General features: G+C 69.9%; 23 protein-coding genes and 5 tRNA genes. 15 read left to right on the forward strand and 13 right to left on the reverse strand.

All coding sequences use genetic code 11. The features are described 5' to 3' along the window. The 5 genes from CF165_RS05875 to CF165_RS05895 form a co-directional block, all read right to left on the reverse strand. The gene (locus CF165_RS05875) at positions 1-687 is read right to left on the reverse strand and encodes an HAD family hydrolase (RefSeq protein ID WP_093946352.1); all 687 of its coding nucleotides are present in this window, start codon (positions 685-687) and stop codon (positions 1-3) included. A gap of 57 nt (positions 688-744) precedes the next feature. Continuing rightward, the gene (locus CF165_RS05880; RefSeq protein ID WP_093946353.1) at positions 745-1,140 is read right to left on the reverse strand and encodes a PPOX class F420-dependent oxidoreductase; all 396 of its coding nucleotides are present in this window, start codon (positions 1,138-1,140) and stop codon (positions 745-747) included. A gap of 322 nt (positions 1,141-1,462) precedes the next feature. Next, entirely contained in the window at positions 1,463-1,930 is a 468-nt protein-coding gene (gene ispF / locus CF165_RS05885; protein ID WP_093946354.1) for a 2-C-methyl-D-erythritol 2,4-cyclodiphosphate synthase, read from the reverse strand. Next, positions 1,927-2,541 carry an IspD/TarI family cytidylyltransferase gene (locus CF165_RS05890; RefSeq protein ID WP_093946355.1) on the reverse strand — a complete coding sequence of 205 codons (615 nt, stop codon included), beginning with the start codon at positions 2,539-2,541 and terminating at the stop codon, positions 1,927-1,929. Before CF165_RS05890 ends, ispF begins: the two co-directional genes overlap by 4 nt. A 51-nt stretch (positions 2,542-2,592) precedes the next feature. Further along, entirely contained in the window at positions 2,593-3,084 is a 492-nt protein-coding gene (locus CF165_RS05895) for a CarD family transcriptional regulator (protein ID WP_004559016.1), read from the reverse strand. 286 nt (positions 3,085-3,370) lie between these two features. On the opposite strand from CF165_RS05895, the gene CF165_RS05900 reads away from it, so the two are divergent. Together CF165_RS05900 and radA are read left to right on the forward strand one after the other, a co-directional pair. Beyond that, a complete protein-coding gene (locus CF165_RS05900; protein WP_093946356.1) occupies positions 3,371-4,063 on the forward strand; it encodes a copper chaperone PCu(A)C domain-containing protein in 693 nt (230 codons plus the stop codon). 39 nt (positions 4,064-4,102) lie between these two features. After that, positions 4,103-5,461, forward strand: coding sequence for a DNA repair protein RadA (radA, locus tag CF165_RS05905; RefSeq protein ID WP_093946357.1), 1,359 nt, complete (start codon positions 4,103-4,105; stop codon positions 5,459-5,461). 48 nt (positions 5,462-5,509) lie between these two features. Here radA and CF165_RS05910 read toward each other — a convergent pair whose 3' ends face one another. The 4 genes from CF165_RS05910 to CF165_RS05925 are packed head-to-tail and all read right to left on the reverse strand — an operon-like array spanning position 5,510 to position 9,124. Continuing rightward, positions 5,510-6,628, reverse strand: coding sequence for a CU044_5270 family protein (locus CF165_RS05910; RefSeq protein WP_093946358.1), 1,119 nt, complete (start codon positions 6,626-6,628; stop codon positions 5,510-5,512). Further along, complete coding sequence (locus tag CF165_RS05915) at positions 6,625-7,221, reverse strand: RNA polymerase sigma factor (protein ID WP_093946359.1); 597 nt, start codon at positions 7,219-7,221, stop codon at positions 6,625-6,627. Before CF165_RS05915 ends, CF165_RS05910 begins: the two co-directional genes overlap by 4 nt. A 31-nt stretch (positions 7,222-7,252) precedes the next feature. Continuing rightward, positions 7,253-8,509 (reverse strand): alpha/beta hydrolase family protein, encoded by a 1,257-nt coding sequence (locus CF165_RS05920; protein WP_093946360.1) that lies wholly within the window; start codon positions 8,507-8,509, stop codon positions 7,253-7,255. A 48-nt stretch (positions 8,510-8,557) separates the two neighbouring features. Then, the gene (locus tag CF165_RS05925; protein WP_093946361.1) at positions 8,558-9,124 is read right to left on the reverse strand and encodes an ArsR/SmtB family transcription factor; all 567 of its coding nucleotides are present in this window, start codon (positions 9,122-9,124) and stop codon (positions 8,558-8,560) included. Between the two features lie 119 nt (positions 9,125-9,243). Between CF165_RS05925 and CF165_RS05930 the strand changes: the two genes are divergently transcribed. Together CF165_RS05930 and CF165_RS05935 are read left to right on the forward strand one after the other, a co-directional pair. Further along, positions 9,244-10,062 (forward strand): helix-turn-helix domain-containing protein, encoded by an 819-nt coding sequence (locus CF165_RS05930; RefSeq protein WP_093946362.1) that lies wholly within the window; start codon positions 9,244-9,246, stop codon positions 10,060-10,062. 14 nt (positions 10,063-10,076) lie between these two features. After that, a complete protein-coding gene (locus CF165_RS05935) occupies positions 10,077-10,259 on the forward strand; it encodes a DUF397 domain-containing protein (RefSeq protein WP_093946363.1) in 183 nt (60 codons plus the stop codon). Here the strand turns inward: CF165_RS05935 and CF165_RS05940 are convergent. The 4 genes from CF165_RS05940 to CF165_RS05955 all read right to left on the reverse strand — a co-directional run bounded on the left by CF165_RS05940 (position 10,237) and on the right by CF165_RS05955 (position 16,445). Further along, positions 10,237-10,764 carry a hypothetical protein gene (locus tag CF165_RS05940; RefSeq protein WP_093946364.1) on the reverse strand — a complete coding sequence of 176 codons (528 nt, stop codon included), beginning with the start codon at positions 10,762-10,764 and terminating at the stop codon, positions 10,237-10,239. The two genes, CF165_RS05935 and CF165_RS05940, sit on opposite strands and share 23 nt — an antisense overlap. A gap of 87 nt (positions 10,765-10,851) precedes the next feature. Then, positions 10,852-13,383, reverse strand: a complete 2,532-nt coding sequence (otsB, locus tag CF165_RS05945) for a trehalose-phosphatase (protein WP_167441362.1) — start codon at positions 13,381-13,383, stop codon at positions 10,852-10,854. Positions 13,384-13,417: 34 nt separating this feature from the next. Next, entirely contained in the window at positions 13,418-14,860 is a 1,443-nt protein-coding gene (locus CF165_RS05950; protein WP_093946366.1) for an alpha,alpha-trehalose-phosphate synthase (UDP-forming), read from the reverse strand. A gap of 82 nt (positions 14,861-14,942) precedes the next feature. Further along, the gene (locus tag CF165_RS05955; protein ID WP_093946367.1) at positions 14,943-16,445 is read right to left on the reverse strand and encodes a threonine/serine exporter family protein; all 1,503 of its coding nucleotides are present in this window, start codon (positions 16,443-16,445) and stop codon (positions 14,943-14,945) included. Between the two features lie 179 nt (positions 16,446-16,624). On the opposite strand from CF165_RS05955, the gene CF165_RS05960 reads away from it, so the two are divergent. The 11 genes from CF165_RS05960 to CF165_RS05990 all read left to right on the forward strand — a co-directional run bounded on the left by CF165_RS05960 (position 16,625) and on the right by CF165_RS05990 (position 24,921). Then, positions 16,625-16,697 (forward strand) — tRNA-Thr (locus tag CF165_RS05960). Between the two features lie 332 nt (positions 16,698-17,029). Then, entirely contained in the window at positions 17,030-20,116 is a 3,087-nt protein-coding gene (locus tag CF165_RS05965) for an RHS repeat domain-containing protein (RefSeq protein WP_240521468.1), read from the forward strand. A 31-nt stretch (positions 20,117-20,147) separates the two neighbouring features. After that, positions 20,148-20,357 carry a hypothetical protein gene (locus tag CF165_RS49935; RefSeq protein ID WP_143268448.1) on the forward strand — a complete coding sequence of 70 codons (210 nt, stop codon included), beginning with the start codon at positions 20,148-20,150 and terminating at the stop codon, positions 20,355-20,357. Continuing rightward, complete coding sequence (locus tag CF165_RS49940; RefSeq protein ID WP_143268450.1) at positions 20,354-20,569, forward strand: hypothetical protein; 216 nt, start codon at positions 20,354-20,356, stop codon at positions 20,567-20,569. The genes CF165_RS49935 and CF165_RS49940 overlap by 4 nt, the downstream gene beginning before the upstream one ends. Continuing rightward, positions 20,566-20,736 carry a hypothetical protein gene (locus CF165_RS51070; protein WP_158226736.1) on the forward strand — a complete coding sequence of 57 codons (171 nt, stop codon included), beginning with the start codon at positions 20,566-20,568 and terminating at the stop codon, positions 20,734-20,736. The genes CF165_RS49940 and CF165_RS51070 overlap by 4 nt, the downstream gene beginning before the upstream one ends. Before the next feature lie 394 nt (positions 20,737-21,130). Continuing rightward, positions 21,131-21,207 (forward strand) — tRNA-Arg (locus CF165_RS05970). 1 nt (position 21,208) lies between these two features. Then, positions 21,209-21,280: transfer RNA gene (locus tag CF165_RS05975), tRNA-Glu, on the forward strand. A 1-nt stretch (position 21,281) separates the two neighbouring features. Further along, positions 21,282-21,355 (forward strand) — tRNA-Leu (locus tag CF165_RS05980). Between the two features lie 153 nt (positions 21,356-21,508). After that, positions 21,509-21,581 (forward strand) — tRNA-Cys (locus CF165_RS51075). A 127-nt stretch (positions 21,582-21,708) separates the two neighbouring features. Further along, positions 21,709-23,991, forward strand: coding sequence for an RCC1 domain-containing protein (locus CF165_RS52010; protein ID WP_205660774.1), 2,283 nt, complete (start codon positions 21,709-21,711; stop codon positions 23,989-23,991). 63 nt (positions 23,992-24,054) lie between these two features. After that, entirely contained in the window at positions 24,055-24,921 is an 867-nt protein-coding gene (locus CF165_RS05990) for an alpha/beta fold hydrolase (RefSeq protein WP_093946369.1), read from the forward strand. Positions 24,922-24,927 lie beyond the last annotated feature (6 nt).

A 24,927-nucleotide genomic window follows, 5' to 3' on the forward strand; every position in this document is an offset into this window, starting at 1 on the left:
TTAGCCGACGCCGTGGGTGCGCAGGGCCGTGAGCAGGGCGTCCGGCCGGTCGGCGGTGGGCAGCGGGTCGACCAGCGCGAACTCGCAGCCGAGCGCGCGGGCGCCGCCGTCGGCCTCTTCGCTGTCGCCGACCATCAGCGTCTCGGTGGCCGGCACGTCGAGGGCCTGGACGGCCCGGCGGAAGATCTCCAGCTCCGGCTTGACCGCGCCGACCTCGAAGGACAGGACGAACTCGTCGACGTAGGCGTCCCACCCGCGGGCGGTGAAGGCGGGCCGGATGTCGAAGGCGATGTTGCTGAGCACGCCGACCCTGAGCCCCCGCTCGGCGGCGGCCTTGAGCGCGGCTTCGGTGTCCGGGTACGGCGTCCACTGGCTGGGATCGATGAGCCGGTTGTAGAGCGCCTCGGCCTGGTCGAAGTGCGGGACGCCCGACTTCTTGAGCACCTCGAGGTAGACCTTGCGGTGCAGTTCCGGGTCGCGGTCCCGGTGGTTCCAGGCGTGCAGGTGCTCGGCGTCGAGCTCGACGACCTGCCCGACCGGAGCGGTCATCCGGCGCATCAGCTCGGCCTGCGCCTCGATGTCGAGCGGCTCGCCGTCGTGGTCGGTCAGTTCGGTGAGCCAGGACTCGTCCTGCTCGAGCCGGAACAGCGTGCCGGAGAAGTCGAACAACACCGCCCTGATCGTCATGGGATTCAGCCTAGCGAGAGCGCGGGCGCTCGGGCGGCGCCCGCGATCCGCATCACGTCACGCCGCGTAGCCGGTGATCTTGTCGGGGACCACGCGCACGACCACCCGGACGACCTCGGGCGGCTCGGTGCGGAAGTCCTTGCCGTCGTACTTGTGGGACAGCTCGTTGATCAGCTCGCGGCCGCCCTGCTCGGTGATCTCGGCCCGGCCGCGGATCTCCACGTACTTGAGCGGGTCCTCGAGGTCGAACACGGACAGCGAGACGCGCGGGTCACGCCGCATGTTCCGCTCCTTGAGACGGCCGCGAACGGTGGCGAAGAGCACGGCGTCGCCGTCCCGCTTGGCCCAGACGACGGAGGTCTGGACCGAGCCGTCGGCGTTGATGGTCGCGACGACCGGGAAGTTCTTGCCGTCGAAGAGAGCCTTCGTGGCCTCGTTGAAAGTCACACCCATGAGCTGGACCCTATTTCACGTTGCCGGCGATTTCCTCAGCTTTCCGGCAGCGGCTGCCTGGCGGCGTGGTCGGGCCGCCGACCGGGGCTTGCATCCGAGAGCAGGACCTTTGCCGATCGAATCGGCCGAGCCGCGCCGAAAGCAGCCCCCGCCCTCTCCGGGGGACCGGCCCCGTGTCCAGCGTATCGGGAGGGGCCGACGGAAAGCGGGAAAACTCACAGGACGGGGCTGGTTGTCCACATCTTCGCCGGACTGTGGACAACTGGGCGGCGGCCCAAAGCCGGCGACCTATTCCACCGCGTTCGGCCCGGCGGACCGGCCGCTATTCCGCAGCCAGCAGCAACGCCGTCGCGAAGGCCGCGATGCCCTCGCCGCGGCCCGTCAGGCCCAGGCCGTCCGACGTCGTGCCGGAGACGCTCACCGGGCCGCCCACTGCTTCCGACAGCACCTTCTGGGCCTCTTCGCGCCGCTTCCCCACGCGCGGTGCGTTGCCGACGATCTGGACCGTGGCGTTGCCCACCCGCCAGCCCCCCGCCTCGATCAGGCCCCTGACCTCGGCGAGCATGTCCGTTCCGTGGGCGCCGTCCATGCGGGGGTCTCCCGTGCCGAACACCGCGCCGAGGTCGCCGAGGCCCGCCGCCGACAGGAGGGCGTCGCACAGCGCGTGGGCCGCGACGTCGCCGTCCGAGTGGCCCGCGCAGCCGTCCGCGCCGGGCCACAGGAGGCCCGCCATCCAGCACTCGCGGCCCGGCTCGACCGGGTGGACGTCGACTCCGTTGCCGATCCTCACAGCGTCTCCTCGTTCTTCGGTGCCGCCGCGATCGCCTCGGCCAGGGACAGCTCGAAATCCGTTGTGACGCGCATCGCGTCCGGGTGGCCCGGGACCGTCGCCGCGCCCGCGGGGACGAGGTCCGGCCGGAACGCCGCGAACGCGTAGCCCACCGGTGTCTGGAGGGTGCGCAGCCGCGAGCGGTCCTCCGTTCCGACGATCAGGGAGTGCTCGTCGGTCACCTTCACCGTGTCGGCCATCGGCAGCACGGGGACGACGACGGAGGCGCCGTCACGGACCGCGAGAACCACGTCACGCACTGTCTGCGCAGGCACGAAGGCGCGCAGGGCGTCGTGGAGGAGTACAACGGAGTCACGGGACAGCTCGGGCTCGACGGCGGCGAAGGCCTGCCGGAGCGAGCCGGGGACCACCCGGCAACCGAGGCCGCGAACCGCCTCGGTGAACGACGACGTACACCGCTGGGGGGCCGCCACGAGCACCAGATCGATCTCCGGCACGTCGAGCAGCCCCCGCACGGTGTGCGTGAGTAGCGCCTCACCATGGACCGGCGTGAGAGCGAGCTCTCCGTCGGAGGCATGATGTGCGACGGTCACGATCACGACGACATTCATCGGTTCGCGATCGTAGAGGCACCCACCCGCCCGTCGAGCGGGATGCCTGGGCTAAACCGTCGCGGTTTCCAGAACTTCGTCGAGGAGGACCTCAGCCTTGTCCTCGTCGGTGCCCTCCGCGAGCGCGAGCTCGCTGACCAGAATTTGCCGCGCCTTCGCCAGCATGCGCTTCTCACCGGCTGAAAGTCCGCGGTCCTTCTCTCGCCGCCAGAGGTCGCGCACCACTTCGGCCACCTTGTTCACATCGCCGGAGGCGAGCTTCTCGAGGTTGGCCTTGTACCGACGAGACCAGTTGGTGGGCTCCTCGGTGTGCGGAGCACGCAGAACGTCGAAGACCTTGTCCAGTCCTTCTTGCCCGACGACATCGCGGACGCCGACGATTTCGGCGTTGTCTGCGGGCACGCGAACCGTGAGATCCCCTTGCGCGACCTTGAGGACGAGGTACTTCTTTTCCTCGCCCTTGATCACGCGGGTCTCGATGGCTTCGATGAGTGCGGCACCGTGGTGCGGGTAGACGACGGTCTCTCCGACCTTGAAAACCATGTGTCCTCTGCCCCTTTCGCTGACTCCATCCTAGCACGGTCCGCCAGTGCCCACCTAGCGGGCCGGACTCGTCCTCGCAGGTCAGCGGCCTGAGCGGGGGTTGACAAACGTCGGACCCCCGTGCTCACGCTGGTAGCGGGGAAGCGTTTCGTCACAGGCTTCGAAATCCTTTGTGGACGGTTGATCTTGGGCGCCGCGCCGTGGCAACGCAGACCGGTTCTGCCCGGGTGATCGCGCCCGGCTAGTCTTCGCGGTGACGAGGCCGTGAAAAGGGAAGGACTGCGACGTGAGGCTGCAGAATCGCCGGGTGTTCGGCGCGGCCGCGCTGGCCCTCGGTGCCGCGCTCGTGCTCGCCGGGTGCGGGGCCGGTCAGATCACCCAGACCGCGACGCAGCAGGCCGCGGTCAACGGTACGCACGCCCAGGTCAAGAACATCGCGCTGCGCGACGCCGCGGTGCAGTACCCCACCTCCGGCCCGGGCTACCCGGCCGGCGCGACCCCGGCGCTGACCCTGACGATCGTGAACCTCGGTGCCCAGGACGACTCGCTCGTCTCGGTGACGACCGAGGGTGGCGGCCAGGCGACCATCGCCGGCTCCAAGGACGTCGTCGCCGCCCACTCCCTCGTGATCGGTCCGGACGACGCCGTCGAGTCCACCAACGAGGTGCAGACCACGTCCCCGAGCGCGCCGACCTCGTCGTCCGGCGCCCCGACGTCGCCCTCCACCCCGACCGGCACCAGCTCGGGGACCAACACCCCGGGCAGCCTCACCGCGACCTCGACGTCCGAGGTCCCGTCGTCCGGCGCGGCCGCGACGCCGACCGCGCCCGAGAAGGTGGGCCAGGGCACGGTGACGCTCGCCGCGCTGAAGCAGCCGCTGTGGCCGGGTCAGGTCATCAAGGTCACCTTCGTCTTCAAGAACGCCGGACCGGTCACCGTCGAGCTGCCCGTGGCGGCGCCGGCGCACGTCAAGGAGTAGGTCCCCGGTTTTGTCGGTGGTCGCCGATAGCCTCGCGGGGTGAAGAAGGGGACCACCTACCGCTGCGGAAGCTGCGGTTACGAAGCGGCCAAGTGGCTGGGCCGGTGTCCGGAGTGCCAGGAGTGGGGCTCGTTCGAGGAGCGCGGGGCGCCGGTCAAGCCAGCCATCCAGCGCGTCGCGGCCGGGGCGCCGAGCGCTCCGGCGCGGCCGATCGGCGAGGTCGACGTCGAAGCCGCGCGGGCGCGCCGCACCGCCGTCTCTGAGCTCGACCGTGTGCTCGGTGGCGGCCTGGTGCCGGGAGCGGTGGTGCTGCTCGCGGGTGAGCCGGGTGTCGGCAAGTCGACATTGCTGCTTGAGGTCGCCTACCAGTGGGCGAAGACCGTCGACCGCTCGCTGTACGTCACGGGCGAGGAGTCCGCTGGCCAGGTCCGGTTGCGCGCCGAGCGAACGGGCAACGTCCACGACCGGATGTACCTGGCCGCCGAGAGCGACCTTTCAGCCATCCTCGGGCACGTCGACGACGTCAAGCCGGGGATGCTGATCGTCGACTCGGTGCAGACGATGGCGTCCCCGCAGGTGGACGGCTCGCCCGGTGGCGTGACGCAGGTCCGCGCGGTGACCTCCGGGCTGGTCGCGCTGGCGAAGGAACGCGGGCTGCCGGTCGTGCTCGTGGGGCACGTCACGAAGGACGGCTCGGTGGCCGGCCCGCGCGTGCTGGAGCACCTGGTGGACGTCGTGCTGCAGTTCGAGGGCGACAAGCACTCGACGCTGCGGATGCTCCGCGGCATCAAGAACCGCTTCGGCGCGTCCGACGAGATCGGCTGCTTCGAACTGCAGGAAGAAGGCATCGTCGGGGTCCCGGACCCGTCGGGGCTGTTCATCAGCCGCACGGCGGAGCCGGTGCCGGGCACGGCGATCACGGTGTCGATGGAGGGCAAGCGGCCGCTGCTGGGCGAGGTCCAGGCCCTGGTGTCTTCGACGTCGGCGCCCCAGCCGCGGCGGGCGGTCAGCGGCCTCGACTCCGCGCGGGTGGCGATGGTCCTGGCGGTCCTGGAGAAGCGCGGCGGGCTGAAGCTCGGCGACAAGGACGTCTACGCGGCCACGGTCGGCGGCATGAAGATCACCGAACCGGGCATCGACCTGGCGCTGGTGCTGGCGCTGACGTCGAGCTTCGAGGACGTCGCCCTCTCGCCGCGGCTGGTGTCGGTGGGCGAGGTCGGGCTGGCGGGGGAGATCCGGCGGGTGCCGAGCGTGAGCCGCCGGCTCGCGGAGGCGGCACGGCTGGGCTTCACGCACGCGCTGGTGCCGCCCGATTCGGGCAAGCCGCCCGCCGGGATCCGGGTGCTGGAGGTGGCGAACGTCGCCGACGCGCTGAACGCGGCCAGTCACGCCCGCTGACCGGAGGCCGCACCCCCAGGAGCGCCCTCCGGTCAGGGGGTCAGCAGGTCAGCGGTCGGTCTGGGTCCACGAGTACGTGTAGATCGTCTCGAGTTCGTTCTGCGCCGATCCCGTGGACTTCGGAGTCGCCTGGGTGGTCGGCGTGCTGGAGCCGGTGGCAGTCGACTTCGAGCCACCCGACGGCTTCGGGGGCAGCGTGTAGCCGATGAGCTGGGCCGTCCCCGGGTCGGCGATGAGCGTGTCGCCGGTGCCGTCCGCGGTGAACCCGATGCCGGCCCGGCCGTCCGGGGCCGCCTTGCCCGGCGTGGTCACGATGCCGGGCACCTGGGCCAGCGCTCGCCAGAGCGCGACCCGGACATCGCCGCGGACCACGCCGAGTTCCAGCACTCGCCGGACCATCTGGATCGACATGTCCGGGCTGTTCGGCTTGCCCGGGTGCAGCGCGTTCGACATCGAGCCGTGGTCGTTGACGAGCCGCTCGCGCAGCACCTTGACGTCGGCGGGCAGGGCGGCGAGGAACGGCGCGGTCGGGGTGTCCCACGAGCCCTGGAAGTCCTGCCCCGGATAGTGGGCCTCGACCTCGGGGAACATCCCGCCGGGGCCGTTCTCGTCGGTCGTCTTCGACGGCACCGGCTCTTGGTGCGGCGTGGGGACGGGCAGGCCGGCCGGGCTGTTCGTGAACCAAGAATGCCGGCGCCACTTCGCGGCCGTGTCGACCGCCACCCACGTGTCGGACTGCGTTCCCAGGTAGCGGGTCGGCTTTCCGTCGGACGCCCGGTCGGTCACGCTCCAGGAAGAAATGGCCGTGTGGAAGAAACCGGCCTTGCCGGTCGGCAGGTCTACGCCCTTCAGCTGGTCGAGCCCCGGGGGCTCGGCCGTGGCGGCCGGGGTGACCGTGCTCGGGGTGTGGTTGGTGACGACGATCAGGCCGGCGGTCAGCGCGGCGACCGCGGCCGCCACCGAGATCCAGCGCCACGAGCCGCGGGACTTCCGCGGCGGCGGTGCCTGCGCGAAGGGGGCTTGGTCGAGTGGCGCGCCGGCCGCCGCCAGCAGCGATGCCCGCGCGAAGGTGAGGCCGTTGTCGGGGCCCGGGTCGCGGTGCAGGTCGGCGAGCGCCGCGTCCAGCTCGGCGTCGGACCAGATCGGGTGGACGTTCTTCTCTGTCACGGGGTCTGCGCCTCCTTCGTGTTCTGGGCCGGGGCGTTGGTCCGCAACCAGCGCCGGATCCGGTGCAGCCGGGACCGGACGGTGCCCGGCGGGATGCCGAGGACCTGCGCGACCTCGGCGGGGTCGAGCCCGGCCCACGACACCAGCAGCAGCGTGTCGCGGTCGGCCGGGTTGAGCTGCGCCAGCGCCCCGGCCAGCTGCGCCGCGCGTGTCTGCGCGTCGACCTGCTCGGCGACGCGGCCGTCGTGCGCCGCGTGGCTGAGCTCGCCGGCGTGCGCGAGCCGCGTGGTGGCCTGCAGGCCGCGCAGCTCGGAACGCACCTGGTGGCGCACCAGGTTCGTCGCGATGCCGTAGAGCCAGGAGCGGGCGGTGCCGAGCTCGGGCCGGTAGCTTTCCCGGCGGCGCAAGGCCACCAGGAACGTCTCGGCGACGAGGTCGTTCGCGGTTTCGTGCCCGACGCGCCGCGCGAGGTACCGGCGCAGCTGCGGGGCGTGGACGTCGAAGAGGCGGGCGAACGCCGGCCCGGGATCGAGGCCGCCGAGGTCGGGACGGTCGTCGCCCCAGACCTCGGCGCCTTCTTGGATCACCTGCATGCCCCCTGTTGCCCGCAGCCCCCGCGAGCGTTCACGGGGTCAGCAATCCCCAGTAGATCGCCCACGGGACGAACGCCACGCCGCCCGCGAGCAGTACGCCCAGCCGTAGCGTACGGGCGCGCCACCACGCCGCCGCCGTGCCGATCGTCGCGGCCACCGCGCCCAGCGAGAGCAGCTGCAGCGCCAGCCACGGCAACGGGCGGCCGAGGATCACCGGGCCCAGGCCCTTGCCCATCGTCGTCTGGATGAGGACGTCGACGACCAGGAACCCGAGTACCGCGAGCAGCCCGGTCGCCGCCAGCCAGCGGGCCGGACGCGCACCACCGCGGACCAGTCCCCAGCCGAACGCCAGCAGCAGGAACACCAGCACCGCGAGCTGCAGCCAGGTCGACTCGGACCAGTGCAACGGCGTGACCTCGACGCTCTGCCGGTCCTGCGCCGGCGGCTGGTCGGCGCTCGACGTCGCAGGCACGTCGTGCACCCACGTGCCGACCAGTTCCAGGTATCCCGGTGCGTACCCGGGCAGCTTGTCGAAGCCGTCCGTGGTGCGCCGCAGCTGGTGCTGGGCGTCCGGGAAGACCCGCAGCGTGTGGTGCGCCACGGAGTCCTGGAAGATCCGGACGGCCTCGCCCGGCGGAGTCAGGACGTCCTTCGCGCCCCACAGCCCGAGCACCGGCTGACGCAGGCTCTTCAGCACCGGCACCGGGTCGTAGTGCGCCTCGGGGAACACACCGCCGCCGACGAGCTGGCGGATCATCGTCGACGACGCCATCCGCACGAGCGAACCGTCCATGTCCAGGCGCCGCAGCTGGTTCTCGATCGCCCACGCCTGCTGCTGCGCGGGCTGGACGCCGTTCGCCCCCAGCGTCACGACGAAAGCGACGTCCGAAGACTTCGAAGCGGCCAGCGGCGCCACCCAGCCGCCTTCGCTCAACCCCCAGACACCGACTCGCGCCGGATCGACCTCGGGCCGCTTCCGCAACGCCTCGACGGCGGCGAGGGCGTCGTCCGCGAGCGTCGCGTACGAGCGTTCGAACTGCGAGTAGCCCTCGGTCCGCTTGTCGTAGATGAGCGTCGCGATCCCTTGCCGCGCAAAGGCTTCCGCCTGGTCGCGGTAGTCCTCCCTGCTGTGCGCCCCCGAGCCGTGGACCATCACCAGGCCCGGCAGCTTCGTCCCGCCGGGCGGGGCGACGACGGTGCCGTGCAGCGTCACCCCGCCGTTCTGGAACGTCACGTCGCCGTCCGCGGCCGAAGCCGGCGGCGCCAACGCCGTGACGGCCAGGACCACCCCGGCCAGTAGTGCCCCTCTTCGCATGGAAACCCCCTGTTTGTCCTGTCATTCCCCTGGATCCGGGAACGCGAGCCAGCGCACGATGACGCGCCGCGCTTCCGGTGACCGGTCTTCCTCCGTGCGCCAGTACCGGCGGAACAGCTCCATGTAGTCGTGCCAGAGCTGCTGCAGCTCCTCTTCGGTGAGCCACGTGGCGCCGCGCGAGAAGAGCAGTGCGTCCGGCCAGCCGCCGGGCAGCTCGTCACGCTTTTCCGCGAACCGGTTGAGCTTTTCGAGGTCGTCCTCGAACCCCTGGCGCTGCATGTCGTCGAACAGCACCCGGGATTCGGCGCTCTGCTCACTGCGGCGCGGCCAGCGGATGTCCCGCGGCCGCGTCCGCCACCACCGTTCCTTGCCGCGGGCCAGCTCGGGGACGTCTTCGACGAACCCGAACCGGGCCAGCTCCCGCAGGTGGTAGCTGGTCGCGCCGGTGTTCTCGCCCAGGGTCTGGGCGAGCTTCGTGGCCGTCGCCGGGCCCGCGGACAACACGCCGAGTATCCGGCGGCGCAGCGGGTGCGTGACGGCCTTGAGGGCGTCCGGGTCCAGTTCTTCGGGTGGTGGAGCGCTGGTCATGACGCCACCGTAGCTGTGCAAAGGAAATTATGCAAAGAAATCTGTGCACGTAGGAATCCCAGATCGCCTGACCCGGGCCTTACTATCCGTGCTCATGTGGTGCCGAGGGGTGAGACGCCGTGGGTGAGCCGAACCTGCCCGCGCGGCAGCTGGGCCGACAGTTGAAGCGGATGCGCGAACGGCTCGGCATGACCCAGGACGAGGCCGGCAAGCCGCTGCGCATGTCGACCAGCAAGATGTCGCGGATCGAGATGGGGTACCTGCCGCCGTACCACGACTTCCGCGCGCTGCTGGACCGGTACGGGGTGATCGTCTCCGACTGGGACGAGTACATCGCCGCCTACGACCGCGCCAGGGAGAAGGGCTGGTGGCACCACTACGGGGTGGGCAACCGCGGCTTCCTGCCCATCGAGGCGGAGGCGTGCAAAGTGCGGGAGTTCGAGTTCGGTTACATCCCTGGCTTGTTGCAGACCGAGGCATACATGCGCGAGGTCTATGCCGGGGCGCGGAGGCTGATGAAGCCGAAGTCTTTGGAGAACGAGGTCGCCGTGCGGCTTCGGCGGCAGCTCAGGCTGACTGTGGAGCCGGTGCTCACTTACCACGTGATCATCGATGAGTGCGCCCTGCGGCGCCCGATCCTCTTCGGCGAAGCCCGGGAAGAGCAGCTGTGCAGGATTGTCGAGCGGGCTGCGCTGCCGAACGTGACGATCCAGGTGGTGCCGGAGGATGTCGGTGCCTACGACGGGCAGAACGGCACCGTCATCGTCGCGAGCTTCGATGACCCTGAAGAGCCGGACATCGCCTACATCGAGCACATGCTCGGCTCGATTCACCTTGAGAAAAAGGATGATGTTTCCGCTGCTAAGCTGGCTCTCAAGGATTTCGCCGATCGGGCCCTGGACGAGGAGGATTCGATCGCGCTGATCGAACGGCTCTGAACAGGGAGGCTGCGATGTCCACTGTAGACACTCAGTGGGTCAGAAGCAGCTACAGCACGAGCGGCGAGGGCAGCAACTGCGTTGAGGTTGCGTTCTGTGCGCCCGTCGCGATCCGGGACTCCAAGGCGCCCGAGGGTGAACTCCACCTGAGCGCCGCCGCCTGGACCGCTTTCCTCACCAAATCGGGTGGTCGCTGAACTTCCGCAGCGTCTGCATCGACGGCCGCACGTAGAACATCCCCGCCAGGAAGCCCACGGTGGCGAAGGCGAGCGTCGAGAACGTCGTGAGCAGGTCCGGGGCCTCCAAATCCGGCGAGTCCCGCCACACCCGGAACACGATCGGCACGGCGAACGACCCGAGGATCAGCACGAGCGTCAGCACGTACGTCACCACGAGCGCGTTGCGCGTCTGGTGGGCGCTGGCCACCACGAGGTAGTTGCCGCGCAGGCACCGGCGGCAGGTCAGGACCAGCACGGCCAGCGCGAGCACGCCCAGCGGCGGCAGCACGGCCGCGGCCTTGCCGAGCAGGGTGTCCGGGAGCGCGTGGCCGTGGACGACGCCCTGCAGGAACGTGGTGAGCCCGAACAGCAGCACCATCCCGGCGACCATCGAACACCCGACGACCACCGAGCCCCAGCGCACCCGGTCGGCGAACCGGGGCGGCAGTGGCACGAACTCGACCTGCCCGAACGTCCCCTGCACCCACCTCACCTCCGAAGTCCGTGAATGCCACACTAAAGGACTTCGAGTCCCTCAATGTGGCATCCACGGACTTTCGGACCGAAAGGGCTAACTCGCCGCCAGCAGGTTGGCGCAGCGGATCAGCCCGATGTGGGAATACGCCTGCGGGTGATTGCCGAGGGAACGCTCCGCGATCGGGTCGTACTGCTCCGGCAGCAGGCCCGTCGGGCCGGCCGCCGCGACGATCTGGTCGAACAGCTCCTGCGCCTCGGTGCGCCGCCCGGTGAGCAGGTACGCCTCGATCAGCCACGCCGCGCAGATGTGGAACCCGCCTTCGCCGCCCGGCAGGCCGTCGTCGCGGCGGTAGCGGTACACAGTGGACCCGCTGCGCAGCTCCGCCTCGATCGCGGTCACCGTCTGCTGGAACCGCTCGTCGGCCGGGTCGATCAGCCCGGTGAGCCCGACGAACAGCGACGCCGCGTCCAGGTCCGTGCCGTCGTAGGCCGTGGTGAAGGCCTGGACCTCGTCGTTCCAGCCGTGGGTGAGGACGTCGTTCTTGATCTCGTCGCGCAGGGACGGCCACGCGCCCGGGACGCCCCGGCCGTACTGCTCGCCGAGCTTGATCGCGCGGTCGATCGTCACCCAGCACATGACCCGCGAGTAGACCCGGTGGCGCGGCACGTGCCGCTCCTCCCAGATCCCGTGGTCGGGCTCGTTCCAGCGCCGCGTCACGGCTTCCGCCATCGCGCGGACCAGCTGCCAGTCCTCGTCACGCAGGTCGCCGCGCGCCGCGGCCAGCGTCTGCACGAGCTCGACGACCGGGCCGAAGACGTCCAGCTGCACCTGGTGGTTCGCCAGGTTGCCGACCCGGACCGGGCGGGAACCGGCATAACCGGGCAGCGACTCGATGACCGCTTCGGCGCCGATGACGCTGCCCGCCAAGGTGTACAGCGGGTGCAGGCGCTCCGGGCCGGCCAGCGTGGCGAGCACGCCGTGCAGCCAGCGCAGGTAGCCCTCGGCCTCCTCGATCGAGCCCAGGTGCACGAGCTCCCGCACGGTCATCGCGGCGTCGCGGATCCAGCAGTAGCGGTAGTCCCAGTTGCGGACGCCGCCGATCTCCTCCGGCAGCGACGACGTCGCCGCGGCGAGCACCCCGCCGGTGTCGGTGTTGACCAGCCCGCGCAGCGTCAGCGCCGAGCGCAGCACCAGGTCGGTCTGCACCTTCGGGAGCTGCAGCTTCGACGTCCACTCGCTCCAGTAGCGGCCCGCGCGGTCGCGTCGCTCCACTTCGGACAGTTCGTGCGGGCCGAGGTCCGTGGTGCCGCAGCGCAGCTCCAGCACGACCGGCTGCGTCGGCGTCGGCTGCACGAGCGCGGTCGCCGTGTCGTGCAGGCCGTCGGAGGTGATGGTCCACTCGACGCCCGGCGAGTACAGCACGAACGGCTCCGACGTGCCGAGGACCCGCACGCCGCCTTCGGTGACATCCAGCTTCACCGGCACGCCGCCGAACTCGGGGCGCGGGGCGAACTTGACGGACGCCGCCGCCTCCCCGGAGATGACGCGGACCAGGTCCGTCCGGTGTGGAGCGCTTTCCGGCTCGAGGTAGTCGGTGACGAGCAGGCGCGACCAGCGCGTCTCGACCGTCATCGTGTTCGGCAGGTAGCGCTGGCCGAGCGGGAGGCCGTTGCGGTGCGGCTTGATGGAGAAGTGGCCCGCCCCCTCGCCGCCGAGCAGGTCCGCGAACACCGCGGGCGCGTCCGGGCCGGGGTGGCACAGCCAGGTCAGCTTGGCGTCCGGGGTGAGCAGCGCGACCGAGCGCTCGTTGGCCAGCATCGACAGCCGCTCGATCGGCGGCGCCGACTCGCCGTAGAGCCAGTTGCGGCGCTCCTCCAGGAGGAAGCCGAGCACCAGCGCGACGTCGACGGTGTCGGGCACGCGGTACCCGGCGAGGGTCTCGCCGTCGCCGACCTTGATGCCCAGGTCCGGGCCGGACAGGCGGGCGAAGGCCTTCTCGTCGGTGACGTCGTCGCCGAGGAAGATCGCCGCCGTCGCGCCGACCTGGTGGCGCAGAATGTCCAGTGCGTGGCCTTTGTCCGTTTGGACGACCGCGAGCTCGACCACCTCCTTGCCGTCGGTGGTCGACACGCCCTCCCACTTCGATGGTCCGGAGTGGACGGCCGCGAGGACCCGGCGGCCCGCCTCGTGCTCGGCTCGACGCACGTGCACGGCGATGCTGGCCGGCTTGACCTCGAGCGACACACCCGGGACGTCGAGCACGAGCTCTTCGAGTTCCGTCTCCAGCCGTCGGTGCAGCTCCCGCGCCTTTTCGTCGAGGGCGTGGATGAAGCCGATGTCGAACTCCGAGCCGTGGCTGCCGACGAGGTTCACCTCGGACGGCAGCCGCGAGAGCGTGGCCAGGTCACGCAGTGCGCGGCCGGAGATGACCGCGGTGGTGGTCTCGTGCAGACCGGCGAGCGATCTGAGGGCGCCGACGGACTCCGGCAGCGGGCGAGCCTCGTCCGGGTTGAGCGTGATGGGTGCCAGCGTGCCGTCGTAGTCGCACGCGACCAGCAGGCGCGGCGTGCGGGCGATCTGCACGATCGCTCGCCGTAGCTCGGCGGGCAGGGCCTCGGCAGTCAACACTCCTCCTCGGAGCTCGTGCGTGGTCGTTCGGTTAATCGACCCCCTCGGCACCCAACGCTTGCAGGAACGAGCGCGCCCAACGGTCGACGTCATGAGTGAGGACCTGGCGACGCATGGCGCGCATCCGGCGACGGCCCTCTGCCGGGTCGAGGGTAATGGCAGCCACCAGAGCGTCCTTCACCCCGTCCAGGTCGTGGGGGTTCACGAGGAATGCGCTAGAGAGCTCGGCGGCCGCGCCGGCGAACTCGCTGAGCACGAGCGCTCCGCCCAGGTCGTGCCGCGCGGCGACGTACTCCTTGCACACGAGGTTCATGCCGTCACGCAGCGGCGTCACGACCATGACGTCCGCCGCGGAGAAGAACCCGGCCAGCTCGGTGCGGTCCACGGACTGGTGCAAATAGTGCACGACCGGGTGGCCCACGCGGGCGAACTCCCCGTTGATCCGGCCGACCATCTGCTCGATCTCGCCGCGCATCCGCTGGTAGTGCTCGACGCGCTCGCGGCTCGGGGTGGCGAGCTGGACGAACGTGACGTCGTCCGGCTGCAGCCTGCCCTCGTGCAGTAGCTCGTGCAGGGCCTGCAGCCGCAGGTCGATGCCCTTGGTGTAGTCGAGGCGGTCGACGCCGAGCATGACCGTCTTGGGGTTGCCGAGGTCGCGCCGCAGCTGCGCGGCCCGCTCCTGGACGCCCTTGGTGCGGGCGAGGTTGTCGAGGCCGGCGGCGTCGATGGAGATGGGGAACGCGCCGACCCGGACGGTCCGGTCGCCGACCTGCATGGTGCCCGGCCGCGACCGGACGCCGACCGCGCCGCGCGTCGACTCGAGGCCGATCAGCTGACGGCACAGCCACAGGAAGTTCTGCGCCCCGCCGGGGCGGTGGAAGCCGACGAGGTCGGCGCCGGTGAGGCCGCGGATGATCGCCGCGCGCCACGGCATCTGCATGAACAGCTCGACCGGCGGGAACGGGATGTGCAGGAAGAAGCCGATGCGCAGGTCCGGTCTCAGTTCGCGCAGCATCGCCGGCACGAGCTGGAGCTGGTAGTCCTGGATCCAGACGGTCGCGCCCGGCGCGGCGACGTCGGCGCTGGCCTGCGCGAACCGGCGGTTCACCGTGACGTAGCTGTTCCACCACGCCCGGTCGAACACCGGGCGCTCGACGACGTCGTGGTAGAGCGGCCAGAGCGTCGCGTTGGAGAAACCTTCGTAGTAGTCGCGGACTTCGTCGGCGCTCAACGAAACCGGGTGCAGCACGAGCCCGTCGTCGTCGAACTCCTCCACGTCGACGTCGGGGATGCCCGGCCAGCCGACCCAGGCACCCTTTCTCGACCGCAGGAACGGCTCCAGGGCGGAGACGAGCCCGCCCGGGCTGGCCGTCCAGCGGCGTTCGCCGTCCGCCGTGCGTTCGAGGTCCACCGGAAGCCGGTTCGCCACCACGACGAAATCGGCCTGGTTCCCGTTCTCCTTCTGGTCACTCACGTCGCCTGCTCCTCGCGTCCTGGGTCGCGGCCCCAGAGTGAAACCCTATCGCGTGAGCGATGAACAGTCCGTGACCTCTGGGTTACTCCAAGCTTCGTTCGGTCGGTTCGAGCGGACCGGCCATGCGTGGTCCGGCGAACCGCCGCTCGAGCCTGCCCAGGCCGGTGCGCACCGGCTGGGCGAGCCATTCCCCGAGTACCACGCCCGCTGCCAGGGCAAGCCCGATTGCGACGGCCGTCATGAGCATCGAGATGTCACCGCTCGGTTCCACTCCGATTTGGTATAGACCACGGTAGGTCGACAGCCCCGGAAGCAGCGGAGTGATCCCGGACACGGCGACCACCAGCGGCGTAACACCGAGTCGCCGCGCGAGCACGCCACCGCAGAACCCGACCAGCGTCGCGGCCACCGCGGACGAGCTGACGCCGTCCAGCCGGGCCAGCATCAGGGCGCCGTAGACGGCGGCTCCGATGCCCCCGGCGGCCGCCGCGACCAGCATCGCGCGCATCTTGGAGTAGCTCGCGAGCGCGAAGCAGGCGGCCGCGCCGGCCCCGCCGAGCACGACGAGCGGCAGCTGCTGCGGCGTCGACCCGGTGACCTCGGGCAGCGGCGTCCGCGGCAGGCCGAGCATGACGGCGATCCGCAGCGCCAGCACGACCCCGGCGATCAGGCCCGCCGACATCAGCGCCGTCTCCATGGTGCGGCCGGCGGCGGTGACGTTGTAGCCGGTGATGGCGTCCTGCACCGCCGAGACGGTCGACAGCCCGGACAGCAGCACGGTGACCGCGGCCGCGACGACCAGCGTCGGCTTGTCCGTGGTCAGGACGTTGCTGCTGACGATGACCATGGCCGACAGCGTCGCGACCAGGCCGCCGATCACCTGCTGGAAGAAGAAGGGCAGCCCGTACCGGTTCACGACCCGGCCGACCCGGTCGATGACGCCGCTGATGACGAACGCGACGAGCGCGATGTCGAACCCGCCGCCGAGCAGGATGGTGACGAACGCGGCGACCCCGCCCCAAGACAGCGTCGCAACCCACCGCGGGTACGGGTGCGGCGCGGAGGTGATCCGCTCGAGCTCGGTCTGGGCCTGCTCGGCGCCCATGTGCCCGCGCACGATCTTGCGGACGAGCTTCTCGGTCCCGGTCAGCCGGGTGTAGTCGAGGCTCCGGCTCCGCACGACGCGCAGCGCGGTGATCGGCGTCAGGTCGGTGCCGCGGTGGCAGGTCACGGTGATCGACGTGAAGATGACGTCGACCTCGCAGTGCGGCAGCCCGAGCGCGCCGGCGATGGCGAGGATCGTCGCGGTGACGTCGGAAGCACCGGCCCCGCTGGCCATCTGCACTTCGCCGATGCGCAAGCTCAGGTCCAGGACGAAGTTGACGGTGGCCTCGTCGGGCAGCTGAGGCCCCATGGCCTCTTCGGCGTCGACGGCGGGCAGCTCACCGGTCGGGGCTTCGAGGACGTGCCACGGGCGTTGCTTGAGGAGGGTGGGGCGGTGGGCCCGCGGCCGCCGCTGTTCGGGGGGCTCCAGCAGCGGCCATCTGGTCGCGTCGCCCCCGTTGGTGCGCTCTTTGATCTTCATGATCCATCCACCTCCTCGCTCTCTCCTCCGGACCATCGACGGCCACCCGCCGACCGTTGCATGGATCATGGAGTGGCGTCCACCACGTTGCTCGATGGAGGCCTGGACCAGGCGATCCTGCCTCCCGAGCGGATCATGGAAGGCGGCCCGATACACTGGGTGCGGCGCCGGTGCGCCAGGCCGCTATAGCTCAGCTGGTAGAGCATCTGTCTTGTAAACAGAAGGTCAGGGGTTCGAGCCCCCTTGGCGGCTCATCTTCCCGTTCGGCGGGGCATGCCTCGCCGTGCCGTGCGGGCTCCGATATTCCCGGGTCGGTTTCACGGGAGAAACTTTTTCCGAATCGTCTGCCTGTGGCCTATCCGAATTTCGTGGGAATTCGCTCTGGAATGACCGCCGTAGCATGTGTGATCCGTGTTAGGTCATTCGAGTGATTGAGACTTTTCCGCGGTGCCACAGGTGATCTCTCGTCATAGTGTGGCCGGAGGTGGTGGCATCCTGCCGCCTTGGGGTGGGACCTGTGGGTTCCGAGGGGAGATTCACCTTTTATGCAACAAAAATTGTTGCGGCCATTTGTGCTGCGCATTTTGACGTTCACTTCTGTCATCGCACTGGTTTCCGCGGTTCCGGCGACGGCGGATGCCGCTCCGAAACCGGCGCCGGGTGGGGTGCCGCTGCCGGTGTCGTGGACGCCGCCGGCCCAGGTGAACCGCACGCCGACCGGGGTCACGGCCGACCAGGTGCCCGCGAGACCGGCGCCGAGAGCGCCTCGGCGGGAAACGTGCGCCAGCTACGGGGGCTGGGGAGTCCAGCCGTGGTTCGCGATGGACCGCTACGCGATCTCGGACCGGACGGAGCTGCTGGTCGACCGGTCCAACGGGAACGCGGTGATCACCGACCGGGCGCTGACGGTCAAGGGCACCGGGCTGAACATGTCCTTCGACGCCGTCTACAACAGCATCTCCTTCGAGGGCGGCGCTCTCGGCGACTTCTGGTCGATCTCCGGCGGCCCGGACATCCACCTCGAAATCCTGGACAGCGTGGTGATCTACCAGGATGCCACCGGCTACTGCGCCGCCTACTACGTGAACGACGACGGCAGCTACGAGACGCCGTCGGGCTCCCACAGCACGCTGACCAAGCTCTCGAACGGCAGCTACACGCTGGTGCAGGACGACTCGGGTGAGATGTCGCTGTTCACGGGCGACGGACGGCTGTCGTCGCAGACCGACCGCAACGGCCACGCGATCACCTACCGGTACAACCCGTCCGACGGCACCCTGGCGTCGATCACCGACACCCAGGGCCGGGTGACGACCGCGGCGTACAACGGCAACGGGCGGCTCGCCACGATCACCGACCCCACGGGCTCGACCGCCGGCTCGTACAGCCACGACGCGAGCGGCTACAGGCTGACGGGGATCACCAACCGCGGCGGCGACAAAACGACCTTCGGCCTGGACGCGGACGGGCGCGTGACCAGCCTGACCACCACGGTCGGGCGGGTGTACAAGCTGACCTACGACGGCGGCGGCCGGGTGACGCAGGTGGCCGAGCCCAACTTCGACGGCGTCGCGAGCGTCACCGGCTACAGCTACGGTGACCGCACGACGACGGTCACCGACCCGAACGGGCACCAGAGCACCTACGACTTCGACGGCCACCGCCAGACCAAGGCCACCGACGCCCTCGGCCACGGCCGCGCACAGGGCTGGTCGTCCCACGGTGACGTGAACTCGCTGACCGACGCGACCGGCAACTCGGTCAGCTACGACTACGACCCGCTCAACAACCTCAAGGGCGGCAAGCTGCCGACCGGCGCGACGATGAGCGTCGGCTACACCGACACCGCCCACCCGCACCTGCCGACCCAGGTCGCCGACTTCTCCGGCGACGCGGTGAGCAACAGCTACGACAACGCGGGCAACGTCATCAAGGTGCACTCCGACGGGTTGAACGCCGACGTCGCGAAGTACACCTACACCACCGGCCTGGTCGCCACCGCCACCGACGGCAACGGGCACGTCACCGGCTACGGCTACGACAGCGCCGGGAACCTGACCACGGTCACCCCGCCGTTGCCGCTGAAACCCACCACCTACACCTACGACTCGCTCTCGCGCGTCGCGAGCGTGACCGACGGCAACGGCGTCAAACTGGTCTACGGCTACGACAAGCTCGACCGCGTCGTCTCCGTGGCCAAGGCCGACGGCACCGGGCTGGCCGCCTACACCTACGACCAGACGGGCAACCTCACCATCGCCCGCTACGCCGGGGCGACGTTCACCAACAACTACGAACGGCGCCTGCTCACGCGGGTCACGCGCAACGCGGGAAGCGTCACGCAGGTCGCGACCTACCACTACGACCGGGCCGGGAACGTCAGCGCGGTCGACGACCCGACCGGCTGGATCTACTACGGCTACGACGCGGCCGACCGGCTGACCTCGGTCAAGGACCAGGCGAACACGACGACGACCTACGGCTACGACAACGCCGACCACCGCACCTCGGCCACCTTCCCCGGCGGCAGCACCGAAACCATCGGCGTCGACCAGTCCGGGCGGCAGACCGGGATCACGGTCAAGAACCCGGCCGGGACGGCGTTGCTGTCGACCACCTACCGCTACACCCGGCCCGACGGCACCGACACCGGCCAGGTGCAGTCCCGCACCGACGTCACCGGCACCGCCGACAACACCTACGACGGCTTCGGCCGGCTCGTCAAAGCCGGTGCCCGCACCTACAGCTACGACAACGCCGGCAACCTCACCGCCGGCGACGGGCACACCTACACCGTCAACGACGCCAACCAGCTGACCAAGGCCGATTCGACCACCCTCACCTACGACGGCGCCGGAAACCGGCTCGACTCCACCAACCCCGCCAACCACGCCGCCTACAGCCCGACGAACCAGCTGACGTCGCTCACCACGAGCACCGGCCCGGTGTTCACGGCAAGTTATGACACGCTCGACCAGACTCAGCCGTCGACGATCACCGAGCAGGCCGGCTCGGCGAACTACAAGCACGATTTCACCCACACGGCACTGGGTATCTCCCGCACCATGGACAACGGCGCGGCCACCACGTACGCCCACGACGTCGACGGCAAGCTCACCGGGCTGGTCGACACCGCGGGCAAGCACCACAACGCCGTCACCGACTACCAGGGCAGCATCATCGCCCTCCTCGACGACGCCGGTGCGCTGACCGCCACCTACAGCTACACCCCCTACGGCGCCGGCGCGGCGATCACCGGCCCGGCCGCGGACGCCAACCGGCTGCGCTGGATCGGCGGCTACCAAACCCAGCTCGGCAACTACCTGCTCGGCTACCGCCAGTTCAACTCGACCTACGCCCGCTTCACCCAACCCGACCCCACCGGTCAGGAGGACAACGCCTACGCCTACGGCAAGGGGGATCCGCTGAACAATACCGATGCCACCGGTGCGCTCAGCTTCGGGAGCATTCTGAAAACGGCGGGTACCGTTCTGCAAAAGGTCTACGGCTGCGTGTCCGGCGCGGTGGGTGCCGAACGGACGTTCGGGGTATTCGCCACCTACGCGGCAGGCTTCGTGCCGGTGAGCGAGGGTGTCCTGCACGGCGTGATACTCGTCGGCGGCTGCGCCGCGGGGATTGCTGGGATATCCTTGTCACCGACGGGTCCGTAACCGCTTCCGCCTACTTTCGGGAGAAGAGCCGATGACTCAGGGCAACGCCAAAGCGGCACCCCCGCCAGGAATGCTTCTCGCCGCTTTGGCTTTGCTCGCGGGAGCCGTCGTCGGTGCCGTGATGGCCGTCAACCACAGCAGCACGATGAACCTGATTCTGGGAATCATCATCTTCGCCTGCGGTGCATTTCTCGGTGTGATCTTCCTTTATGCGTGGTTCAAGGCGAGGAAGCAGTCTTGACCGGAAAAGGGGCCGCCAAACCACCGGGGTTCTTCGAATCCCGGTGGTTTGGCGGCCTTGCCTTGTGTCTCTGGCTGGGGATGCTCGCCTTCGCGACCTGGTCTGTGGTCGAGAAAGTCAGCGCCGGGTCCGTTGCCCTGCTGGCCGTCTCGGTGTTCCTGGTCGGACTGTTCGCCGTGCAGCTGCTCCGCGGTCGTGGAGGTTCCGGATGACGCGAACGACCCTGATCGCCTTCTTTGCCTTCGCCATCGCATGCTGTGTGGCCGTGACCGTGTACGCGGTTGTGGACCACACCGTCTATGAGATCGCGCTCGCCGTCGTCCTGATCGCCCTCACTGCTTACGCGATCACAAGGGTGGTCAGGAGCCGCGGCAAGTAGTCCGGCCGGTGCGGATAAAACGCATTGACCTCGCGGCGCCGGTACCTGATGATGGTTCCACACGAACGAACCGAGGAGACACCATGACGCACCTGCAGAGGCGAGAGGCGTGGCACACCGCCACCGCCGCGCCGTGTGCACTCATGTGTCTCCACCTGCGGCGACACGGCTCCCTGCCATGATTTAGCCCGTCATGCCAGTGAGCCGCCCATCGGGAAACCGAGCCGGGCGGTTTTTTGTTGTTCCCGCAATTGTTCTATCGGCGTGCTTCGGAAGCGGCGCGGCCTCCAAAACCGCGGCCAGAGGGTTCGACTCCTTCCGCCGGTGCTCTTTGAAAACTGCAGACATTTCCCTGCGCTCGTCTCGGCCGCAACAGTGCGGGCGACGCGGGTGCGCCTCCGTAGCTCAGCAGGACAGAGCAGCGGCTTCCGAAGCCGCAGGTCCCAGGTTCGAGTCCTGGCGGGGGCACCACGGCGCGTTGGTCCAGCGGTACGGATTCCCGGTTTTCACCCGGGAGACCCGGGTTCGACTCCCGGACGCGCTACGCCCCCGTAGCCCAAATGGAAGAGGCAACGCGCTCAGAACGCGTCCAGTCCAGGTTCGAATCCTGGTAGGGGCACCGTGGCCGACGCCGAAGGAGACGAGGCCCCGGGCTGTGGCCCCGGGCGAAGCCGGTGCGAGTCCGGTCGGCCACTCACGCGCGCGGTTCGGCAACCAGCGGAGCCTCATAAGCCCCGCCGACGTGGATCGACACCACGGCGCGCGACTCCAACGACCCGTGTCATGACGGTCATGGGGCGGCCTGCAAAGCCGCTGTCACCGGGTTCGACTCCCGGGCGGGTCTCGACGTCGGCTCCACTGTGCGCAAGTCCACTGTGCGCAAACCGCGGTAAGCCGAACGGACGCTATCCGTCCACTGTGAACCGGCATAGAGTCCCGTCCGGGCCCGTACCGGGCGTTCTTGGGGGATTCATGCGCACAGCACGCCCGTCGGTGACCGTCGTCCTGGCCGCCGCGCTCTTCACGCTCGCTTCGCTCGTCACCGGCTTCACCGCCACGGCGGCCGCGCTCAGCTCGCCGCCGTCGGCCTTCACCGCCGTTCAGCCGACGCGCTTCCTCGACACCGTTCGCGGCGTCGGCGTCCCGGTCGGAGCCGTGGGCGCCAAGACCACGGTGACGGGCAGCGCGGCCGCGCTCGCGCCCGCGAACAGCACCGCCGTCGTGCTGAACCTCTGGGCGGAGAGCCCGACCGCCGACACCGCGATCACGGTGTTCCCGCACGGCCAGGCCCGGCCTGTGCTCCCGAACCTGCTGGTCCAGGCGAACAAGCGACGGTCCAACCAGGTCACCGTGCAGGTCGGCGCGGACCGGACGCTGGACTTCTACAACGAGGCCGGCTCGACGCACCTCATCGCGAGCATCGTCGGCTACTACTCGGCCGATCCCGGCTCGCGGTACACGCCGTTGAGCCAGTCGGGGCTGCCGCTCGCCCAGCTCGGCGCCGGCGTCACCACCAAGCTGAGCATGGCCGACCGGGTCCCGGCGACGGCCACCGCCGTGACCCTCACCCTGACGCTGACCGAGCCGACCGCGGCCACTTACGTCACGGTCTTCCCGCACAGCACCCCGCGGCCGACCATGGCCAACGTCGCCGCTTATCCCGGCGGCCAGGGCACGAACCTGATCACCGTCAAGATCGGCGCGGACCGGTCGATCGACCTGTACAACCTCGCCGGCACGGTGACCACGTACGCGGCGCTGGCCGGCTTCTACGCCACCGACTACGGAGCCCTGTTCACCCCGGTCGCCCCGGAGCGGGTGCTGGACACCCGCACCGGTCTCGGCACCGCGGACGGCATGCCCAGGAAGATCGGCGCGAACAGCGACCTCTCGTACCGGCTGCAGCCGTCGATCCCGTCGAACGCGCTCGCCGTGGCCCTGAACCTGACCGGCTACTCGGCGACCGCGAACACCGCCGTCACCGCGTGGGACCGCAATTCGGGGAACCAGCCGAACCCGAGCCTGAGCCTCACCCCCGGGCAGACGATCTCGGTGGCGACCGCGCCCCTCGTGTCCCCCGTCGGCCCGGCCGCGAGCACCCCCTACGACCTGACGCGCGCGGTCTACGTCCACAACCGCGCCGGTTCTGTCGACGTGACGGCCGACCTCTCCGGCTACTTCACCCTGCCACCGGCCGATTGCCAGACCGGGTGCGTGTCGACGTGGAGCAGCTACTCGTGGCGCCAGGGCACCGGGTACGTCGTGTCACCCAAGCTGATGGCGGGCCTGAGCGGCGTCGTCGCCGTCGCGGGCTGGGCGTCCCACGGGTACGCCCTCGGCGCCGATGGCACCGTCCGCGCCTGGGGCAACAACTCGACCGGTGAGCTGGGCAACGGGTGGACGGCGGGCGGCACCTCCGCCGCGCCGGTGCCGGTCGTGGGACTGACGTCGGTCACGGCGATCGCGGCCGGTGAGAACGAGGGGTACGCGCTGCGCTCCGACGGCTCCGTGTGGCGGTGGGGGCAGAACGGCAACGTGCCCGTGCAGGTCTCCGGGCTCACCGGGGTCACCGCCATCGCCGCCGCGCGGGACACCGCGTACGCGCTCAAGTCCGACGGCACCGTCTGGGCCTGGGGCAGCAACACCCGTGGCGAGCTGGGCAACGGCTCCACCGCGGCGAGCTCGACCGTGCCGGTGCGCGTCTCCGGCCTGACCGGCGTCAAAGCCATCGGCAGCGGGGACGGTTTTAGCGGTTACGCCGTCAAGACCGACGGAACAGTGTGGGCCTGGGGCGACAACACCTACAGCCAGCTGGGCAACGGCGTCGCGTGCACGACCTCGAGCTGCGTCTCCCGCACGCCGGTGGCGGTGTCCGGGCTGACGGGTGTCTCGGCCGTGGTCGGCAACTGGCCGAGTGCGTACGCGTTGCGCACCGACGGCACGGTCGTCGCGTGGGGCGAGAACCGGAACGGCCGGCTGGGCAACGGTCTCGATTGCGTCAACCCCGGACCGAACTGCTCGTCCGCGGTCCCGGTCCAGGTGCGCGACCTGACCGACGCCAAGGCCATCGGGATTTTCGGCGGCGGCGGTTACGCGGTCCGCGCGGACGGCACGGTCTGGGGCTGGGGCGACAACTCCTCGTTCGCCCTGGGGCAAGGCGTCTTCAACTATCCGTACTACACCACGGTGCCGGTGCAGGTGCCTGGCCTCAGTGGCGTCAAGGCGGTCCTCGAAGGAGTGGCCCTCGGGTCGTGACCGCCGGAAACTGTCGGTGGCCCGGTCTAGTCTCCGGAGGAGTCCTGAACCGGGGAGGTAACGATGACCACGACGCACACGCTGGAAACACCCGAGGCCGACATCGTCTACGACGTCCACGGGCCGGCACCCGCGGAGAGCCCGCGGCCGCCGCTGCTGATGATCGGGCAGCCGATGGCCGCCGAGGGGTTCGGCACGCTGGCGTCGTTCTTCCCGGAGCGGACCGTGGTCACCTACGACCCGCGGGGGCTCGGGCGCAGCGTCCGCAAGGACGGGCGGGACGACCACGTGCCCGCCGTCCAGGCGGAGGACATCCACGCCGTCATCCAGGCGCTCGGCGCCGGCCCGGTCGAGGTGTTCGGCAGCAGCGGGGGCGCGGTCGCCGGGCTCGCGCTCGTCACCGCCCACCCCGACGACGTGACAACACTGGTCGCCCACGAGCCACCGCTGATGAAGACGCTCCCCGACGCCGCGGCGGCCGAGCGCGCCGGCCAGGCGATGCGGGACGCGTACCAGGCCCGGGGTTTCGGCGCGGGGATGGCGGCGTTCATGGTGCTGGGGTCGTGGAAGGGCGAGTTCACCGAGGACTACTTCGCCCTCCCGCCCGCGGACCCGGCCCAGTTCGGACTGCCGGCCGAAGACGACGGCCGCCGCGACGACCCGCTGCTGACCGAACGGTCCTTGGCGGTCACGGAGTACCAGCTCGACGTGGCGGCCCTGACCGCGGCACCGACGCGCGTCGTGATCGCCGTCGGCGAGGAGTCCCGTGAGGTCTTCACCGGGCGCACGGCTCTGGCGACGGCCCAGCTGCTCGGGCAGGAAGCAACAGTGTTCCCGAGCCACCACGGTGGTTTTCTCGGTGGTGAGTTCGGTTATGCCGGGCAGCCGGAAGCCTTCGCCGCGAAGCTGCGGGAAGTCCTCGGAGTCTGAGTCTCT

Origin of the sequence: Amycolatopsis vastitatis (assembly GCF_002234595.1) — a bacterium.
In the GTDB taxonomy this organism is placed as follows: domain Bacteria; phylum Actinomycetota; class Actinomycetes; order Mycobacteriales; family Pseudonocardiaceae; genus Amycolatopsis; species Amycolatopsis vastitatis.

Bases quoted from the DNA above. Each gene is read 5' to 3' on its own strand.
- CF165_RS05875 (WP_093946352.1), bottom strand. From the start codon at position 687: ATGACGATCAGGGCGGTGTTGTTCGACTTCTCCGGCACGCTGTTCCGG.
- CF165_RS05880 (WP_093946353.1), bottom strand. From the start codon at position 1,140: ATGGGTGTGACTTTCAACGAGGCCACGAAGGCTCTCTTCGACGGCAAG.
- CF165_RS05890 (WP_093946355.1), bottom strand. From the start codon at position 2,541: ATGAATGTCGTCGTGATCGTGACCGTCGCACATCATGCCTCCGACGGA.
- CF165_RS05895 (WP_004559016.1), bottom strand. From the start codon at position 3,084: ATGGTTTTCAAGGTCGGAGAGACCGTCGTCTACCCGCACCACGGTGCC.
- CF165_RS05915 (WP_093946359.1), bottom strand. From the start codon at position 7,221: ATGCAGGTGATCCAAGAAGGCGCCGAGGTCTGGGGCGACGACCGTCCC.
- CF165_RS05925 (WP_093946361.1), bottom strand. From the start codon at position 9,124: ATGACCAGCGCTCCACCACCCGAAGAACTGGACCCGGACGCCCTCAAG.
- CF165_RS05935 (WP_093946363.1), top strand. From the start codon at position 10,077: ATGTCCACTGTAGACACTCAGTGGGTCAGAAGCAGCTACAGCACGAGC.
- CF165_RS05955 (WP_093946367.1), bottom strand. From the start codon at position 16,445: ATGAAGATCAAAGAGCGCACCAACGGGGGCGACGCGACCAGATGGCCG.
- CF165_RS49935 (WP_143268448.1), top strand. From the start codon at position 20,148: ATGACTCAGGGCAACGCCAAAGCGGCACCCCCGCCAGGAATGCTTCTC.
- CF165_RS51070 (WP_158226736.1), top strand. From the start codon at position 20,566: ATGACGCGAACGACCCTGATCGCCTTCTTTGCCTTCGCCATCGCATGC.
- CF165_RS52010 (WP_205660774.1), top strand. From the start codon at position 21,709: ATGCGCACAGCACGCCCGTCGGTGACCGTCGTCCTGGCCGCCGCGCTC.
- CF165_RS05990 (WP_093946369.1), top strand. From the start codon at position 24,055: ATGACCACGACGCACACGCTGGAAACACCCGAGGCCGACATCGTCTAC.